Annotated in this window: 15 protein-coding genes; 4 read left to right on the forward strand and 11 right to left on the reverse strand. The window is 56.7% G+C overall.

Annotated features, from left to right (window positions below):
* Window positions 1-52 precede the first annotated feature (52 nt).
* Together ACESQ2_RS18795 and ACESQ2_RS18800 are read right to left on the reverse strand one after the other, a co-directional pair.
* Window positions 53-1,978 (reverse strand): bifunctional diguanylate cyclase/phosphodiesterase, encoded by a 1,926-nt coding sequence (locus ACESQ2_RS18795; RefSeq protein ID WP_057173926.1) that lies wholly within the window; start codon window positions 1,976-1,978, stop codon window positions 53-55.
* A 10-nt stretch (window positions 1,979-1,988) separates the two neighbouring features.
* Window positions 1,989-2,486 (reverse strand): molybdopterin-dependent oxidoreductase, encoded by a 498-nt coding sequence (locus tag ACESQ2_RS18800; RefSeq protein WP_032693833.1) that lies wholly within the window; start codon window positions 2,484-2,486, stop codon window positions 1,989-1,991.
* A gap of 303 nt (window positions 2,487-2,789) precedes the next feature.
* Here ACESQ2_RS18800 and shiA point away from each other — a divergent pair, with 303 nt between their 5' ends.
* Both shiA and ACESQ2_RS18810 read left to right on the forward strand, forming a co-directional pair.
* Window positions 2,790-4,115, forward strand: a complete 1,326-nt coding sequence (shiA, locus tag ACESQ2_RS18805; protein ID WP_025106058.1) for a shikimate transporter — start codon at window positions 2,790-2,792, stop codon at window positions 4,113-4,115.
* An 18-nt stretch (window positions 4,116-4,133) separates the two neighbouring features.
* Window positions 4,134-4,865 carry a lipoate--protein ligase family protein gene (locus ACESQ2_RS18810; RefSeq protein ID WP_373171078.1) on the forward strand — a complete coding sequence of 244 codons (732 nt, stop codon included), beginning with the start codon at window positions 4,134-4,136 and terminating at the stop codon, window positions 4,863-4,865.
* Here the strand turns inward: ACESQ2_RS18810 and ACESQ2_RS18815 are convergent.
* Window positions 4,858-5,775 carry a LysR family transcriptional regulator gene (locus ACESQ2_RS18815; RefSeq protein WP_004852363.1) on the reverse strand — a complete coding sequence of 306 codons (918 nt, stop codon included), beginning with the start codon at window positions 5,773-5,775 and terminating at the stop codon, window positions 4,858-4,860. The two genes, ACESQ2_RS18810 and ACESQ2_RS18815, sit on opposite strands and share 8 nt — an antisense overlap.
* Window positions 5,776-5,887: 112 nt before the next feature.
* Between ACESQ2_RS18815 and ACESQ2_RS18820 the strand changes: the two genes are divergently transcribed.
* Complete coding sequence (locus ACESQ2_RS18820; protein ID WP_201993982.1) at window positions 5,888-6,277, forward strand: tautomerase family protein; 390 nt, start codon at window positions 5,888-5,890, stop codon at window positions 6,275-6,277.
* Here ACESQ2_RS18820 and ACESQ2_RS18825 read toward each other — a convergent pair.
* The 6 genes from ACESQ2_RS18825 to ACESQ2_RS18850 form a co-directional block, all read right to left on the reverse strand.
* Entirely contained in the window at window positions 6,274-7,278 is a 1,005-nt protein-coding gene (locus ACESQ2_RS18825; protein ID WP_373171079.1) for a LacI family DNA-binding transcriptional regulator, read from the reverse strand. The genes ACESQ2_RS18820 and ACESQ2_RS18825 overlap by 4 nt on opposite strands.
* A 123-nt stretch (window positions 7,279-7,401) precedes the next feature.
* Window positions 7,402-8,343: a sugar phosphate isomerase/epimerase gene (locus ACESQ2_RS18830; RefSeq protein ID WP_032693837.1), complete on the reverse strand. Its 942-nt coding sequence runs from the start codon at window positions 8,341-8,343 to the stop codon at window positions 7,402-7,404.
* A complete protein-coding gene (locus ACESQ2_RS18835) occupies window positions 8,340-8,789 on the reverse strand; it encodes a PTS sugar transporter subunit IIA (RefSeq protein WP_014230008.1) in 450 nt (149 codons plus the stop codon). The genes ACESQ2_RS18830 and ACESQ2_RS18835 overlap by 4 nt, the downstream gene beginning before the upstream one ends.
* 23 nt (window positions 8,790-8,812) lie before the next feature.
* Complete coding sequence (locus ACESQ2_RS18840) at window positions 8,813-9,823, reverse strand: Gfo/Idh/MocA family protein (RefSeq protein WP_014230009.1); 1,011 nt, start codon at window positions 9,821-9,823, stop codon at window positions 8,813-8,815.
* Window positions 9,824-9,844: 21 nt separating this feature from the next.
* On the reverse strand, window positions 9,845-11,269 hold the full coding sequence (locus ACESQ2_RS18845; protein ID WP_014230010.1) for a sugar porter family MFS transporter: 1,425 nt from the start codon (window positions 11,267-11,269) through the stop codon (window positions 9,845-9,847).
* Between the two features lie 380 nt (window positions 11,270-11,649).
* A complete protein-coding gene (locus ACESQ2_RS18850) occupies window positions 11,650-12,381 on the reverse strand; it encodes an HPP family protein (protein WP_224384913.1) in 732 nt (243 codons plus the stop codon).
* 185 nt (window positions 12,382-12,566) lie between these two features.
* On the opposite strand from ACESQ2_RS18850, the gene ACESQ2_RS18855 reads away from it, so the two are divergent.
* Complete coding sequence (locus ACESQ2_RS18855) at window positions 12,567-13,676, forward strand: adenosylhomocysteinase (protein ID WP_345911387.1); 1,110 nt, start codon at window positions 12,567-12,569, stop codon at window positions 13,674-13,676.
* Window positions 13,677-14,040: 364 nt separating this feature from the next.
* On the opposite strand, the gene cobS is transcribed toward ACESQ2_RS18855, so the two are convergent.
* Both cobS and ACESQ2_RS18865 read right to left on the reverse strand, forming a co-directional pair.
* Window positions 14,041-14,781, reverse strand: a complete 741-nt coding sequence (cobS, locus tag ACESQ2_RS18860) for an adenosylcobinamide-GDP ribazoletransferase (RefSeq protein WP_014838908.1) — start codon at window positions 14,779-14,781, stop codon at window positions 14,041-14,043.
* Window positions 14,782-14,851: 70 nt separating this feature from the next.
* Complete coding sequence (locus ACESQ2_RS18865; RefSeq protein WP_004852374.1) at window positions 14,852-15,064, reverse strand: bifunctional adenosylcobinamide kinase/adenosylcobinamide-phosphate guanylyltransferase; 213 nt, start codon at window positions 15,062-15,064, stop codon at window positions 14,852-14,854.
* Between the last annotated feature and the right edge of the window lie 118 nt (window positions 15,065-15,182).

The raw sequence follows: 15,182 nt of genomic DNA on the forward strand, positions 1-15,182 counted from the left end.
ATAAATATGGGCGATTTTAGATAAACTAAAACCGCCCATATTAAAAGGCAAATTACTTATTTTCAGGTGAACTTAGCGGTCCCGGTTTACCGATTAAATACCCCTGGACCAGGTCACAGCCTAATTTGCGTAAGGACTGCAGCTGCTCTTCTGTTTCGACACCTTCGGCCACGATGCGCATATGCAGACTTTTACCCATGCTGATAATCAGCCGCACGATATCGAGGTCATCTTTCTGATCGGGAATGTTAATCACAAAAGAGCGGTCGATTTTTATCTTATCGAACGGGAAATAGCTTAGCCGCGATAGCGAAGAATAGCCGGTGCCAAAATCATCAATGGAGATCTGCACCCCGAGCTCGCGCAGCTGGCTCAGGATCTCGAGAGAACGGGTATTTTCGTTAAAGACGTCAGACTCGGTAATTTCCAAATCCAGCCGATACGGATCCAGCCCGGTTGTTCTTAAGATGGTTACCACGGTATCGGTCAGTGAACTGTTCATTAACTGAACCGGCGACACGTTAACCGACACTTTGAGCGGCGACGACCAGCTGGCGGCCGCTTCGCAGGCGGTTCGCAGCACCCACTCGCCCAGCTGATTAATCAGGCCAATCTTTTCCGCTACCGGAATAAATTCGGTCGGCGGGACGCTGCCGCGCAGCGGATGAAACCAACGCACCAGCGCTTCGTAGCCGTAGATTTCACCGTTCATGGTGTCGGCTATCGGCTGGTAGTAAACCCTGAACTCACCTTTGTTCAGCGCCTGCATCAGGTCATCTTCAAAGGATTTATTCTCCTGCTGGCGCTGAAGCAGTCCGGGACGGAATACCTGAACGTTGCCGGAACCCTCTTTTTTCGCTTCATACAGCGCCAGGTCGGCGCATTTGTATAAATAGTCGGTACGGCTTTCCCCGTCAGAGATGACAATCCCGATACAGGCGCCAATCTGGATCAGCGAGTCGTAAATCTGATACGGCTGGCTGATCTTTTCCCGGATCACCTTAGCCCGTTCCAGCGCCATCTCTTCGGTTAAATCATGGGAAACCAGGGCAAACTCGTCCCCTCCCAGCCGGTAGAGCGTTTCTGACGTTTTGCGAAAAAAGGAGAGACGGCTGGCCAAATCCTGCAGCAGCTTATCCCCGGCATCATGACCCTGGGTATCGTTGACGTCCTTGAAATTATCCAGGTCAAACAGCATCACGACCGCCGAGCCGTTATAGGGCCGCACCTGATTGACGACCTCCTGCAGACGTTGCCAGAAAGAGAGACGGTTGGGCATCCCGGTGAGCGAATCATGGTAGGCATCGTACTGCAGACGGCGGTTCTGCACCTGAAGCTTTTCTTTTGAGGCCTGCAGGTCGGTCGCCAGTAATTTCATCCGCACGTGGGCGCGACGCAGGGTGTTATTCTGCTTCAGCATCAACAGCCCGAGCGTGATACAGAGAACAATCAGCAGAATGGAAATCGCCGAATAGATGTAATAGAGATTTTGTATTTTATCGTGGGTCAGATTAACCAGATTAAAATCCTGGGCGAGCGAGGTGGACGCGAGCGAGGTCAACGGCCCGTCCAGGGTACTCATCTCCTGCAGCATCAGCTTCAGCTGCGCTGTCGTCATGGTGTCCAGCTGCTTATCCAGCCGGTCCAGAAGATCAATCAGGCTGTTAACTATCGCCTTACGGTGAGGATCTTTGCCGATAAACTTTCCCAAATCACCCTGCTGCAGCAGCGCAATCTGGCTCATCATAATTTCCAGACGCAGGCGCACCTCATCGTGGTCGCTTCCCTTCACCCCCAGCCCCATCGCGCTGAGTCGCGCCTCGAGGCGCATGTACTCGGAGACTATCTGGGAAACGGACCACGAATCAGTATAACGGGTTAATTTTTGCAGCTCACTTTGCCGCTCATGCACCAGATAAGTAATGTAACCGGTCACAATGAAGAGCGACAAAATAATGGCAGTGAGTATTCGATTCAAGATCAAACCCTTACTCAATTATAATCTTCGAAACCTGCCATGCCGAACGGGAATAATAAATCTGATTCTGCAATTCCGGGCTACTGTCGTAAGGATAAACAATAAATAAGGGCCCTTTATCACGAATGCGCATATATTCGCCGTTCATTTTTAAAGCCAAAATTACCGGAAATTTATGAAAGTCGTCCAGGGGGACAATCGTGGTGTAATCGTTGAGCGCCAGCACCCGGGCTGACTTGCCTTTGGCGCCGACTAAATCCATGAGTTTACTGAGGGAAATGCCGTCAAAGCGGACCTTGCCCGAATACCATGGCGTGGTCGTCACCAGCGTTTCCATCCCCAGCTTTTCTAATGCGGCGACATCAAAAACGGCGGTATCGCCCTCATTCGTATTAGCAATCAGGCCGGAAATAGTTAAAACGGGTTTGCCGACAGGCGCTGGCAGTTTTTCTGCAAAAGCGGAAGGCGAAACCATGACACAAAATAAAGCTGCAAAAATTAAACGCATTTAACTCACCCTTCCGAAATTGGAGACTTGTTAATTGTAAACCATTTAAGTCATTTCTTAAAAGGTGTCCCCGTTGGGTTCAAAAATTAAAATTAAAAACAATAAGCGAAGTCCTAAGCTCGCATTCTGAACGGGCTACAAGGGCGTTCATCCCCCGGCGAAGCAAACGCTTTATGCCTTTAAACGCCCAGAGCAGGTAAAAATCTTTTCACATGCCCTTCTGCGCGGTAGTCTCAGGACAGGCGCGAATTCGGAAAGCGTCTCATTCCAATAATTAAAAACTCAGCAACAGACAGGACAGGTATGGACTCAACGTTAATTTCTCAGCGCCCCGGCAAGGAGGCATGTTCACTCAACCGCGCCCGCAGAGCGGCCTGGGGCAGCTTCGCCGGGGCCGTGGTCGACTGGTACGACTTTCTTCTCTATGGCATCACCGCCGCGCTGGTATTTAACCGGGAATTTTTCCCGCAAATCAGCCCGGCAATGGGCACCCTCGCCGCCTTTGCCACCTTCGGCGTCGGCTTCCTCTTCCGCCCGCTGGGCGGCATTATCTTCGGCCATTTCGGCGATCGCCTCGGGCGCAAACGCATGCTGATGCTGACGGTATGGATGATGGGGATCGCCACCGCCTGTATCGGTCTGCTGCCCTCCTTCAGCCAGATTGGCTGGTGGGCGCCGGTTCTGCTGGTCCTGCTGCGCGCCGTCCAGGGCTTTGCGGTGGGCGGCGAATGGGGCGGCGCGGCTCTGCTGGCGGTAGAGAGCGCGCCGAAAAATAAGAAGGCGTTCTACAGCAGCGGCGTGCAGGTGGGCTACGGTGTCGGATTGCTGCTCTCTACAGGGCTGGTGTCGCTGATAAGCTCCTGCACCACCGATGAACAGTTCCTCAGCTGGGGCTGGCGTCTGCCGTTCCTGTTTAGCGTCGTGCTGGTGCTGGCGGCGCTCTGGATCCGCAACGGCATGGCGGAATCCGCCGAATTTGAACAGCAGCAGCGCGAACAGCAGCTGCAGCCGAAGAAAAAGCGGCTGCCGGTCGTGGAAGCGCTGTTCCGCCATCCGGGCGCGTTCTTAATGATTATCGGCCTGCGCCTGTGCGAGCTGCTGACGATGTATATCGTCACCGCCTTCGCGCTTAACTATTCCACGCAGAATCTCGGCCTGCCGCGCGAGCTGTTTCTGAATATTGGCCTGCTTGTCGGCGCCATCAGCTGCCTGACGATCCCCTGCTTCGCCTGGCTGGCGGACCGCTTTGGCCGTCGCCGCGTCTATATCACCGGGGCGCTGATCGGCACCCTCAGCGGCTTCCCGTTCTTTATGGCGCTCGAAAGCCAGTCATACTTCTGGATCCTGTTTTTCGCGCTTATGCTGGCAAATATTGCGCACGATATGGTGGTTTGCGTTCAGCAGCCAATGTTTACCGAAATGTTTGGCGCCAGCTATCGCTACAGCGGGGCCGGCGTGGGGTATCAGGTTGCCAGCGTTGTCGGCGGCGGTTTCACGCCGTTTATCGCCGCCGCCCTGGTCACCTTATCCGGCGGCGCCTGGCATAGCGTCGCTATCTACTTGACCGCAGGCTGCCTGCTCTCCGCCCTTACGGCGATGCTGATGAAACCCAGCCGCCATGGCGAATAGCGCCGATAAGGAGAAATCATGATTCAGGAACCCTGCTGGCCGCTGCGCTTTAGCCACCAGCAGCTACCGGTTGGTTACTTTGCCGATCCCACCCTTGCCGAGCAGCCGCTGTTTGCCCGGGCGCTCGACGGTGAGGCGGTGGCTCAGCTCTGGCAGGCCCCGCAGGGGTTTGTGGTGCCGGGAAGCTACCGGAAATTTGCCGAACTCCCGGCGGTGAGCGAGCAGTTCGCCGGCCAGGGATGGCCGGTCTGGCAGCGCCGCTCCGGCGGCGGGCTGGTGCCGCAGGGGCCGGGAATTGTCAATCTCAGCCTGGCCTGGCCGGTCTATCACTCGCTGGGCGAAGCCGCAGAGCCGATTTATCTTTTCCTCTGCGGCCTGTTGCAGCGCACGCTGGCGACCTTTGGCGTGGCCAGCCACTGCCGGGCGGTTAGCGGTTCATTTTGCGATGGTCGCTATAATCTGGCCTGCGGCGAGGGCGAGCAGGTGCGAAAAATAGCCAGCACGGCCCAGTACTGGCGACCGATGGCGGAAGGTCGAGGCCATGTGGTTCTCGCGCACGCGGTGGTATTGCTGGATGCCGACCTGGCGGCGGCTCACCGGGCGGCCAATGATTTCGAAGCCCGGCTTGGCAGCGGGCGGGAATACCGCGCCGATAAAACCGTGACCCTGGCGGAGCTGGTTTCAGAAGGCGCCGATTTGCTGCCCCGCTTTCGCGAGGCGCTGGCGCAGCAGCTGGAAAATATCAGCTGAAGGTCGCCTTCAGATAGCGGCTAAACGTCTCTACCGCCCGCGATACGCGCGGCGTGTAGGGGCGAATGACGTACAGACTTTCCGCAAACGCATCCACCGGCCGCCATCCCGGCAGCAGCTCCTGAACCAGCCCGCGGCCAATCGCCTCCCTGGCGCTAAAATCCGGCAGTAAGGCAACGCCCAGCCCCGCCAACACCGCGTCGCGCAGGGATTCGCTGTTATTGGTGGCAAACGGCCCCTGCACCTTCACGCTCACCCGCTCGTCGTCGCGCTCAAAGGTCCAGTGCGGGCTTTGCGGCCCGCGCGGGTAGGTGAGGCATTGATGCTGACGCAACGCGTCAGGCGAATCGGGGCGACCAAAGCGGCGAATATAGTCCGCCGAGGCGACCACCAGGGTGGCCGTACGGCACAGCGGCCAGGCCACGTGGGTCTCCGGCAGCAGCTCGCGGCGACAGTGGCGAATAGCAAGGTCGAACCCCTCGCTGGCGAGCGACACCAGTCGGTCGGTCACCTCCAGCTGGAGATGAAGCTGCGGATGCTGGTGCAGAAAAGGGGTGATGGCCGGGACCAGCTGCTGACGTGAAAATGCGACCGGCGCGGTCAGGCGCAGCGTACCGCGCAGGGGGCCGCCTTCCTCGTCGCAGGTGCCGGTAAAGATCTCGCGAATCTGCCCAAACGGCTCGTTCAGCTCCGCCACCAGCCGCAGACCATCTTCGCTTAAGGTCACGCTGCGGGTGGTTCGGTGCACCAGCGTTTTACCGGTAACCCGCTCCAGCTCGCTGATTTTCTGGCTGATGGCGGATTTGCTGACCGCCAGCTTTTCCGCGGCGCGGGTATAGCTTTTTTGCTCCTCCAGCACCGTAAGCCAGTACAGGTGGGTCCAGTAAATTTCCGGGCGGATCTCGCGCATAGTAATTGTTCACAGATAAAAACAATGAGTTCAAATATAGCGGTTTTTGCCGGCTTCAGCACGGGTTAGCATCTCTATCACTGAGGTAATCCGACAATAAGGACCATCTGCTATGCCATTACTGACGTTTGATATCATTGAAGGACGCAGCGAAAGCGAGATCAAAACCCTGCTGGATGCGGCACATCGCGCCGTGGTGCAGGCGTTCAAGGTGCCAGAGCGCGATCGCTACCAGATTGTTCACGAAAACAAAGCTCATCATATGATTATTGAAGATACCGGGCTGGGGCTGACGCGAAGCCGGGAGGTGGTGGTGGTGAGGGTATATACCAGCCCGCGCAGCGAAGAACAGAAGCAGCTTTTTTATGCCACCCTGCTGGCTGAGCTCCAGGAGCACTGCGGGCTGAGCGGCGATGATCTGATGGTCTCGGTAATCAGCAACCACAAAGGGGACTGGAGTTTTGGCTGCGGCGTGGCGCAGTACATCACCGGCGAACTTTAGCCCTGGCGGCGATGGGACTGGCGCACGATGGGTTCCCCGGTGCGCCAGGTCGCCGACGGCCCTTCAGTTACATCGATGAGCCGATTCAACGCCTCTTCCACCAGCCGCTCGCGCCGCTGATCGTAGGTAGTAAGCTGCCATTCCGGCGCCGCCGCCTCATCGATATTATCGAAACCGACAATACCCATCGTTAAATCGCGCTCGCGCAGCACCTGAAGCGCGCCTATCGCCAGAATATCGTTTTCACAGAACAGGGCATCCACTCTTTCGCCTGCGGACGTCGCGTCCAGATAGTCGCTCATCGCCGCATATCCCCGGGTACGTAAATACTGTCCGGCAACCAGCAGAGTATCAAGCCGGCAACCTGCCTGCTCCAGCGCCGCTTCGTATCCTTCCATCCTCATTAAATGGTGCGAGGCGGTATCCGGCCCTTTCATATAGCCAAAAGTGCGATGCCCCTGCGCCAGCAGCAGTTCGGCAAGCTGTTTTCCGGCAATCCAGCCGTCAATATTGACCACCTGGATTTCCGGATGATCGGTATTACGGCCAATCTGCACCAGCGGAACGCGATGAATTTCAGTGGCAATCGCGATGAGTTCCGGCGTCAGGACCGTGGCCATAAACAAGATACCATCAACCTGGAGCTGGTAAGCCAGCGCCATCGCCGTGCGGGTGTTTTCTTCGTCGGTAACGTTAATCACCAGCGCCATGTAGCCGCGATTCTGCAGCTGGCGGGTCACTTCGTTAAGCAGTAGCACCATATTGGGATTGCGCAGCTCGTCTACCGCCACGCCGATAATATGCGTTTTCTTTTGCGTCAGGCTACGCGCCAGTAAATTTGGTCGATATCCCAGAATATTAGCGGCTTTCATCACCTCTTCCCGGGTTTTGGGCTGGATAGAAGCCCCGGGGGTAAATGCCCGGGAAACCGTCCATTTGGAGACGCCAGCCAGTAACGCAACGTCGCTGGCGGTCGCTTTTTGTCGTTTAGGGGCGCTCATACTCGGTTTTAACGTTCCTGATAAAAAACATCCAATAGAACGTAAAATACAGAAAGATAAAATCCGCTCAACAAAAAACGCGCCGCGTTCTCCCGCCCCCCGGAGGGAAAACGCGGCCCGTTGTCACTGACTTAATGTGGCGTTGAGGGCATCAATAGACGTCCGTAGCCCTGCTTCAACGCTCATCGTCAGGTCCTCCATCTCCAGCGACACATAACCGTTATATCCGGTCATGCGCAGCACCGAGAAGAACTCTTTCCACCACTTCAAATCCTGTCCACAGCCAACCGCCACGTAGTTCCAGGTGCGGGTTTTGGTCTGCGTAACCGGCTGGTATTCCAGTAAGCCGTCGACATCCGCCAGCCCGCGTTCAATACGCGCGTCTTTGCCGTGGACGTGATAAATCACCCCTTCAAGCTTACGGGCTGCGGCAATCGGGTCTGCCCCCATGGCGATCAGATGCGACGGATCGAGATTCATGCCGATGATGTCGCCAACCGCCTCACGCAGGCGCAGCAGCGTGCTCGGGTTGTAAACCAGCTGGCTGGGGAATTCCTCGAGGGCAATCTGTTCGATGCCGTGTTCAGCCGCATGGCGGGTAAAAGCCTGCCACCAGGGAATAGCAACCTCGTTCCACTGGTAATCGATCACGCCTGGCATATAGTCCGGCCAGGAAACCGTCGAGGTGATCCAGTTAGGGATTTTATCGTCCGGCCCGCCGCCCGGCAGGCCGCTCATCATGACTATCTTTTTCACTCCCAGCTTCGCCGCCAGCTCGACGGTACGGTAGCTGCTGGCGGTGTGCTTCTCGCCAAGGGCGCCGGGGGCCAGCGGGTTACCCGAACAGTTCAGCGCGACGATCTCCATTCCGCGCTTTTCCAGCTCGCCGCGAAACGCCGCCAGCGCTGCCGGAGAAGCCAGCAGTTCTTCAGTTTTAACATGCGGACAAGGCGACCAGCCGCCTGCGGTCATCTCCACGCCCTCAATGCCGTACTGCTTGACGCGATCGAGCATTTCCGGGAACGCCAGGCCGGCGAGAACATCGGTACAGAGTGCCAGTTTCATATTCTATCCTTCTTAAATGAGTGTCCTTCGAGGATCTGCATAAACGCGTCTTTGCTGTCGGCGCTGGCCAGCAGCGTGGTTTTCACTTCGTCATCAAGCAGGTCTGCCAGATCCGCTATAACATCAATGTGTTCATTGTTTTTTGCCGCCACGGCGACCACAAGGAAGGCCACTTTACCCTCCCCCCAGCCCACGCCATCCGGAAACTGAAGCAGCTGGAAACCGGTTTGCCGCACCAGATCAATGCCCTCCTTGCTGCAGTGGGGCATGGCGACCCCCGCCCCGAGCCAGGTAGAGAGCGCCTTTTCGCGCTCCACCATTGATTCAAAAAAACCCTCGCTGACGTAGCCGCTGGCCTGCAGGGAATCCGCGGCAATACGCAGCGCCTTTTTCTTTGAATTCGCCCGACAGCCAATAAAAATATCTTCTGGTTTCAGAGTTAACATGCGCCTCTCCCTTCGTTAATGGGTCAGCGGTAGAGCGCCGGACACTCCGGCAGAGAGACGGCGTGCTTTTCGCCATCCTTCAGCGACGCCAGGCCGGCATCGCATACCATCGCCACGACAAATCCGTCCCACGATGATGGCCCGCTCATCTCCGCCCCCAGGTTTACCCGGTCAACGAAATTCTGCACCTCGCGATCGTAGGCGGTGGCGAAACGTTCCATACAGGTTTTGGGGATAGCGCGGCTATAACCCTGCGCCGAACGGACGGTGGTAAGTGCCTGTTCGGTCAACGCGCTGATGGCATTTTCGCCAATCACTTCACAGCGAATGTCGTAGCCGTAATCGCAGTTAACAAACAGCTCATCATCAATACGTACGCCGGATTCAGTTTCAAAAATCACAATCAACGGATCCTGCAGATGCGCGCAGGCTCTGCGCGTTTTCTTCTGCGGTTTATCGACGCGCACCGAAACGATATTTTCGTTAAGCAGATAGCGGATAATATCGATTTCATGGGTCGCCGAATCGTTAATCGCCATCTCCAGGGTGTAGCTCTCCGGCACGGAGGCGTTGCGATGGGCGCAGTGGATGAGCAATATTTCCCCCAGTTCACCGCTATCCAGAGTGGCTTTTAGCTGGTTGTACCCCGGGTCGAAACGGCGCATAAAGCCCAGCTGCAGCATACGTTTGCCGTAGGCTACTTCAGCATCAATAATCGCTTTGGCTTCATTGGCGGTCGGGGTGAGCGGCTTTTCGCAAAACACCGGTTTACCTGCTTTAATGGCCGCCAGAATTTGTTCTTTATGTACCGGGCCAATAGAGCAAATAAAGATCGCATCCACGTCGTCTGATTGAATCATCTCGACTGCATCGTAATAGGGCTGAGCGCCATATTCGCGGGCAATAGCGTCGGTCACATTACGATTGATATCGCAGACGGCGCTGACCCTGGCGTTCTGGATAACCGTCTGGAAACGCTGGAGATGGTCGCGCCCAATCATACCCAAACCAATTAAACCGATATTAACTGTCATATATTCCTCCACGTTGCTAAATCAGAATCTGAATTTTTGTTCAATTTGTTCGAGGGTTAACCCGCGGGTTTCCGGCAGGAACTTCACCAGCAGAATCAGCATTATGACGTTGGTAGCCGCGAAGAAGCCGAAGGTCATTCCACCGCCGTAGCTGTTGAGTAAAATCGGGAAAATAGACTGAATGATGAAGTCAAATATCCATAAACCGAATACCGCAAAACCCATTCCCAGACCGCGCATCCGCAGCGGGTAGATTTCCGCGAGCATCAGCCAGAATACCGGTGCGATCCAACCCTGCATAAAGGTCAGGAACACCAGCATCAGGGCGAGAATGATGTAGCTGGCACCGGTAAAGTTGGCGTGCAAGCCGCTGACGCCATCGACGGTTTCCATATGGAAGAAGAGCTTGAACGAGAGGCCAATCAACACCAGGCTAAGGGTGACGCCGATCTGTCCGGTAAAGAACATTTTCCGTCGGGAATGCCTGCCAATTAACAGCATCCCCAGTAGCGTGGCCAGAATAGAGACGACGCCATTAGCCACGGCGCCGGTCACCGCCGCCGCATCGCCAAGTCCGGTGGCTTTCAGCACCGTCGGCGCGTAGTACATAATGGTATTCACGCCGGTTACGCGCGTTGCCAGCACAATCATCAGGCCGATCAAAATCAGCTGCAGTACCCATTTTCTCTTCAGCTCGTCAACAAATCGGCCATGGTTGATGCCAATCTGGCTCACCTGCTGGATATCGCGGATCTCCTGCTCCACCTCTTCGGGCCGACGAATCGTTTTCAGCACCGCAACCGCTTTGTCTATTTGCCCCTTACGCACGAAGAAGCGCGGAGACTCCGGCATTACCAGCATACCAATCCACAGCAGCGCGCCGGGTAGCGCCGGAATGGCCAGCATCAGCCGCCAGTTGTGCGACATGTCGGGATAGAAATTGACAATGGAAGCGTTGACGGAGTAAGCGAGAAACTGCCCGGTGACGATCATCAGTTCGTTGACCGTCACCAGCCGTTCACGCTGCGCGGGTCGCGCCAGTTCTGAAATATAAATCGGTACCGTCACTGACGCACAGCCAACCGCCAGGCCAAGAATAAAGCGGGCGATTATCATCGACGACATATCCCAGGCGACGGCGGTACCGAGGGCGCCAAAGATAAAAATCACCGCCACCCACAGAATATTTTTCCGCCGTCCCTGTCGGTCGGACAGCCAGCCGCCGCCGACAGAGCCGATTGCCGCGCCGAATAATAAAAACGATGTCACCAGCCCTTCCTGCAGAGGAGTGAGGCCAAGATCGTTTTTCATGAAAATCAGCGCGCCGGAAATAACCCCGGTGTCGTAACCAAAGCACAGTCCACCGATGGTTGAGACGAGGGTTATTAATCTGATTTTCTTATCATTATCTGTTTTACGACTTTCAGTTATCACATGATCGGTCATTTTGTTGTCCTGTCAGGGATGAGCGTTCTATCGTTTTGTTTTTATGAATAAAAAGATCACATTGCCGAACCAGATACGGCAGGTTCTGGCATCAGGAATACATTTGCACCTCTTTGCACCCGGGTGCATTATTTAACAACTCGTTATACTCCACCGGATTAAAAAATCCATAACAAGTTATTTTGAAATATTCATTTCGTTAAGGGCGTCAACTTTTTGCTCATTGAATGGACAATTTTGTCGATCGCAGTCACGATCCGCAGAGCTTGTTGCTTTCGGGGGGAGAAAAATGCCTGGTTCAGGCTAATGGCCGGGGAGGAAGGCAATAAAAAGGGGAACACGTGGGTTAATCCGCGTTCCCCAGAGAGCCGAAAAGCTCATCAGGATCGCCGGGCGCTGGCGATACGCTGTCTGGCTTTATGTTCAATATTTTCCAGCAGCTCCTGCACGTCGTCTTCATCGATATCGAGAAACTGGCCGTCCAGCAGAGCCGCGTGAATATCATCGCGGGTCACCGACAGGCCCAGCGGTACGGCTTTGGCCTTTACCTCTTCTGCGGCCAGCGGGTGCGGGTAGCGTCGTCCCACCATGTTGTTGAAGACGATGGCCAGCAGCGCCAGCATCAGGGAATTGAGCAATACCGGCGTCAGAACAAAGTGGTAGCCTTCACTCTGCACCCCCGCCCCACCGAGGATCGCCGTTAACGCCACCGCCCCACCCGGCGGATGCAGGCAGCGCAGGAAATACATACCGGCGATCGCCAGCCCCGCCGCCACGCCGCAGGCCAGCGCCAGGTTCGGGATCGCCATTCCCACGGTCACGCCAATCAGCGCCGAGAGCGCGTTGCCGCCGACAATCGACCACGGCTGGGCCAGCGGACTGCTCGGGACGCCAAACAGCAGCACTGCCGATGCGCCCATTGGCGCGATAAACCAGATATTGACCTCGCCTAACAGCCAGTGGCTGAACATGCTGGTCACCGCCAGTCCCGTCCCGGCGCCGAGAGAGGCCAGAACAATATGTTTTCTGGCAACCGGCAGGGCGTGCGGCTTGAGGCGACCGAGGAAAATGCGGATCCGCGAAAAGAGCGATCCGGGTAAAACGCTTAACATCGTGTAGCTCGCTTACGTCATAATCAGAACTTATGTTTCATTTTCTTTTTTTAACCTTATTTTAACAACCATGTCTTTGTCGTGGCTTTTCGTCATTCATTTTGTGAATGTAAAAACGGCGCGCGCTACGTTAAAATCCCCTCACCTCTGGGTATCAGCATTCTATGGATTGAAGGTCAAACACGTTGAATAACAAGATAAAATTAGAGAAAGAGATCGCATGGGCCAGTCAGAATATGCCGCGCACCCTGCGTCAGGTCGCCGCCCTGCCGGATCTCAGCCAGGTGCGTCTCGCCTGCTGTATGCACCTCGATATGAAAATGATCCCCCTGGTGCAGGGAATACTGGAGAAAGGGGCGAAGGTTTTTCTTACCACCTGTAACCCAACGACGGTGCAGGATGACGTGGTCGCCTGGCTGGTGGAGCGCGGCGCGGAAGCCTGTGCCTGGCGGGATATGAGCGACGCCGACTGGCAGCAATCCTGGGAAAAAGCGATTGCCTGGCAGCCGACGCATCTGTGCGAAATGGGCGCGGATATTACCACCCTACTGCATCAGCGCGGGGAGTTTGGCAATATCGTCGCGGGCCTTGAGGCGACCGGCTCTGGCGTTAGCCGCCTGGGCGATATTCGCCTCGGCTACCCGATTTTTAACTGGGATGATTTGCCGGTAAAAGAGGGACTGCACAACCGTCATATGGTCGGCCTGACCGCCTGGCACACCTTTTTCCAGACGACCCACCTGACCCTGCATGAGAAAAAAGTGCTGGTCATCGGCTATGGTCTGGTTGGCCAGGGCGTAGCGGCGGCGGCGAAGGCCTTCGGCGGCCAGGTAATGGTAGCGGAAATCGACCCGGCGCGGAGACTACAGGCGGCCTACGATGGCTGGCACGTCGTTGAATTACAGGAGGCGATTGCCTCCGCGGACGTGGTGGCCACGGCGACCGGCGGTAAAAAAGTCGTTAACCGCCAGGCGCTGGATAAGTCCAAAGACGGGGTGTTTATTCTCAACGTGGGTCACGTGGCGGAAGAGATTGACTGTGAGTACCTGCGCCAGTTCCGTCATGAAGAGGTCATGCCCTATATCAACGCTTACCGGATGGGCGATAAAACCGTTTATCTGATGGCGAACGGTTCAATGCTCAACCTGACCGCGGGCTTTGGCGATAGCCTGAACGCCTTTGACGTGACCCTGGCGGTAATGGCCAGCGGCATTCAGCATATCGTGACCGACGGCATGACGGCGCCGGCAGATGTTTACCTCTTGCCGCAGAGCGTATGGCAAAAAGCGCTGTAAGCACGTGCGCTGAATAATTTTCCCGGAGGCGGCGCGCTGCGCCTGTCCGGGCTACCGGCCCGCAGACAGCTGTGAATTTGTAGCCCGGCTAAGCGCAGCGCGAGCCGGGAGAAACCACGCCAATCCGTCACTCCGGCACATTCCCCGCAGGCGGCGCGATGCGCCTGTTCGGACTACCGGCCCGCAGACAGCGATGGACTTGTAGCCCGGCTAAGCGCAGCGCGAGCCGGGAGAAACCACGCCAATCCGTCACTCCGACACATTCCCGGCAGGCGGCGCGCTGCGCCTTGCCCGGGCACCGGCCCGCAGACAGCGGTGGACTGGTAGCCCGGTCAGCGCAGCGCCACCGGGAATAAAACAATGCCTACAGCAGGGCCAGCAGAAATATGACTTCGCCCAGCTCAATCGCCGCGCCTAATGTGTCACCGGTTTGCCCGCCCAGAGTACGCTTCAGCGCCTGACCCAGCGCCCAAACCAGCACCAGAGTGATAAGCGCCGCCCGCAGACCGTTGACCCCGAGCAGCAGCGTCGCCAGCGCCAGCGCGATCCCCATGGTAATCAGCATCTGCCGCAGCGTGATTTTGCCGATAAACAAGTTGCCCAGCCCCTCTTCCCGGGCGTAGCGCTGACGATACATCAGCAGCACCGCCATACCGCGGCCGACGGCGCAGGCGGCCGCCAGCGCGGCAAGCGCCGACGTGCCGCGCAGCGCCACTTCGCTGACCACCAGCACTTTTGCAACCAGCACAAAAATCAGCGCCAGCCCGCCGTGAGTGCCCAGCCGACTGTCGCGCATGATTTCCAGCATCCGCTCGCGGCGGCGGGCGGAAAAGATGCCATCGCAGGTATCCGCCAGCCCATCAAGATGGAACCCGCCGGTCAACAGCGCCAGCGCCAGCACGCCGAGCAGCGCGGCGAGCGGGCCGCCGCACCACGGCTGCAGCAGCATCACAACGGCGCCAGCAATCGCCCCCAGCAGCAGCCCCACCAGGGGGAATGTGATGATACTGCGTTGATATTGTTCAATTTCCAGCCCCTGGGATAAACGCGCCGGGACCGGCAGGCGGCTGATAAATGATAATGCGGCAAAAAAAGACTTAATCATTGAGTGATGACTCCTGTCGATAAACCCCGCGGCAGCGGTTATTCACGCCCGCCACCGACCGTGACCAGACTTATCCGCGCGGCTGCCGCGCGGAGAAAGCCTGCCCGCGTTCTTCCAGCCGCCAGTGGGCCAGCCGGGTATCACGGTGGTGTTGAATGCGCGCGGCCATTTGGTTGTCGGAGAGCCGGGAGGTAGCGATGAAGATCGCCGAAACGAAAGAGTTGAGTAAAGATTCGGCGTCACGGCGTTGGCCGCTAAGCGCGTCGCCGGTCATCAGTATCATCGCGGCGGCACCTGTTGCAGGGACAGCATGAGATAAACCCTTCCGATATCAATATGTTTACGGCGGAAGTATACCAAATTCCTGGGTAAAGGTTCAGCGTCGCGCGGGCGGTTTTGCT

Origin of the sequence: Klebsiella sp. Q11, from assembly GCF_964241505.1 — a bacterium.
Classification (GTDB): domain Bacteria; phylum Pseudomonadota; class Gammaproteobacteria; order Enterobacterales; family Enterobacteriaceae; genus Klebsiella; species Klebsiella michiganensis.

Bases quoted from the DNA above. Each gene is read 5' to 3' on its own strand.
- ACESQ2_RS18810 (WP_373171078.1), top strand. From the start codon at position 4,134: ATGATTCAGGAACCCTGCTGGCCGCTGCGCTTTAGCCACCAGCAGCTA.
- ACESQ2_RS18845 (WP_014230010.1), bottom strand. From the start codon at position 11,269: ATGACCGATCATGTGATAACTGAAAGTCGTAAAACAGATAATGATAAG.
- ACESQ2_RS18825 (WP_373171079.1), bottom strand. From the start codon at position 7,278: ATGAGCGCCCCTAAACGACAAAAAGCGACCGCCAGCGACGTTGCGTTA.
- ACESQ2_RS18800 (WP_032693833.1), bottom strand. From the start codon at position 2,486: ATGCGTTTAATTTTTGCAGCTTTATTTTGTGTCATGGTTTCGCCTTCC.
- ACESQ2_RS18865 (WP_004852374.1), bottom strand. From the start codon at position 15,064: ATGATACTGATGACCGGCGACGCGCTTAGCGGCCAACGCCGTGACGCC.
- cobS (WP_014838908.1), bottom strand. From the start codon at position 14,781: ATGATTAAGTCTTTTTTTGCCGCATTATCATTTATCAGCCGCCTGCCG.
- ACESQ2_RS18830 (WP_032693837.1), bottom strand. From the start codon at position 8,343: ATGAAACTGGCACTCTGTACCGATGTTCTCGCCGGCCTGGCGTTCCCG.
- ACESQ2_RS18835 (WP_014230008.1), bottom strand. From the start codon at position 8,789: ATGTTAACTCTGAAACCAGAAGATATTTTTATTGGCTGTCGGGCGAAT.
- shiA (WP_025106058.1), top strand. From the start codon at position 2,790: ATGGACTCAACGTTAATTTCTCAGCGCCCCGGCAAGGAGGCATGTTCA.
- ACESQ2_RS18815 (WP_004852363.1), bottom strand. From the start codon at position 5,775: ATGCGCGAGATCCGCCCGGAAATTTACTGGACCCACCTGTACTGGCTT.
- ACESQ2_RS18850 (WP_224384913.1), bottom strand. From the start codon at position 12,381: ATGTTAAGCGTTTTACCCGGATCGCTCTTTTCGCGGATCCGCATTTTC.
- ACESQ2_RS18840 (WP_014230009.1), bottom strand. From the start codon at position 9,823: ATGACAGTTAATATCGGTTTAATTGGTTTGGGTATGATTGGGCGCGAC.
- ACESQ2_RS18820 (WP_201993982.1), top strand. From the start codon at position 5,888: ATGCCATTACTGACGTTTGATATCATTGAAGGACGCAGCGAAAGCGAG.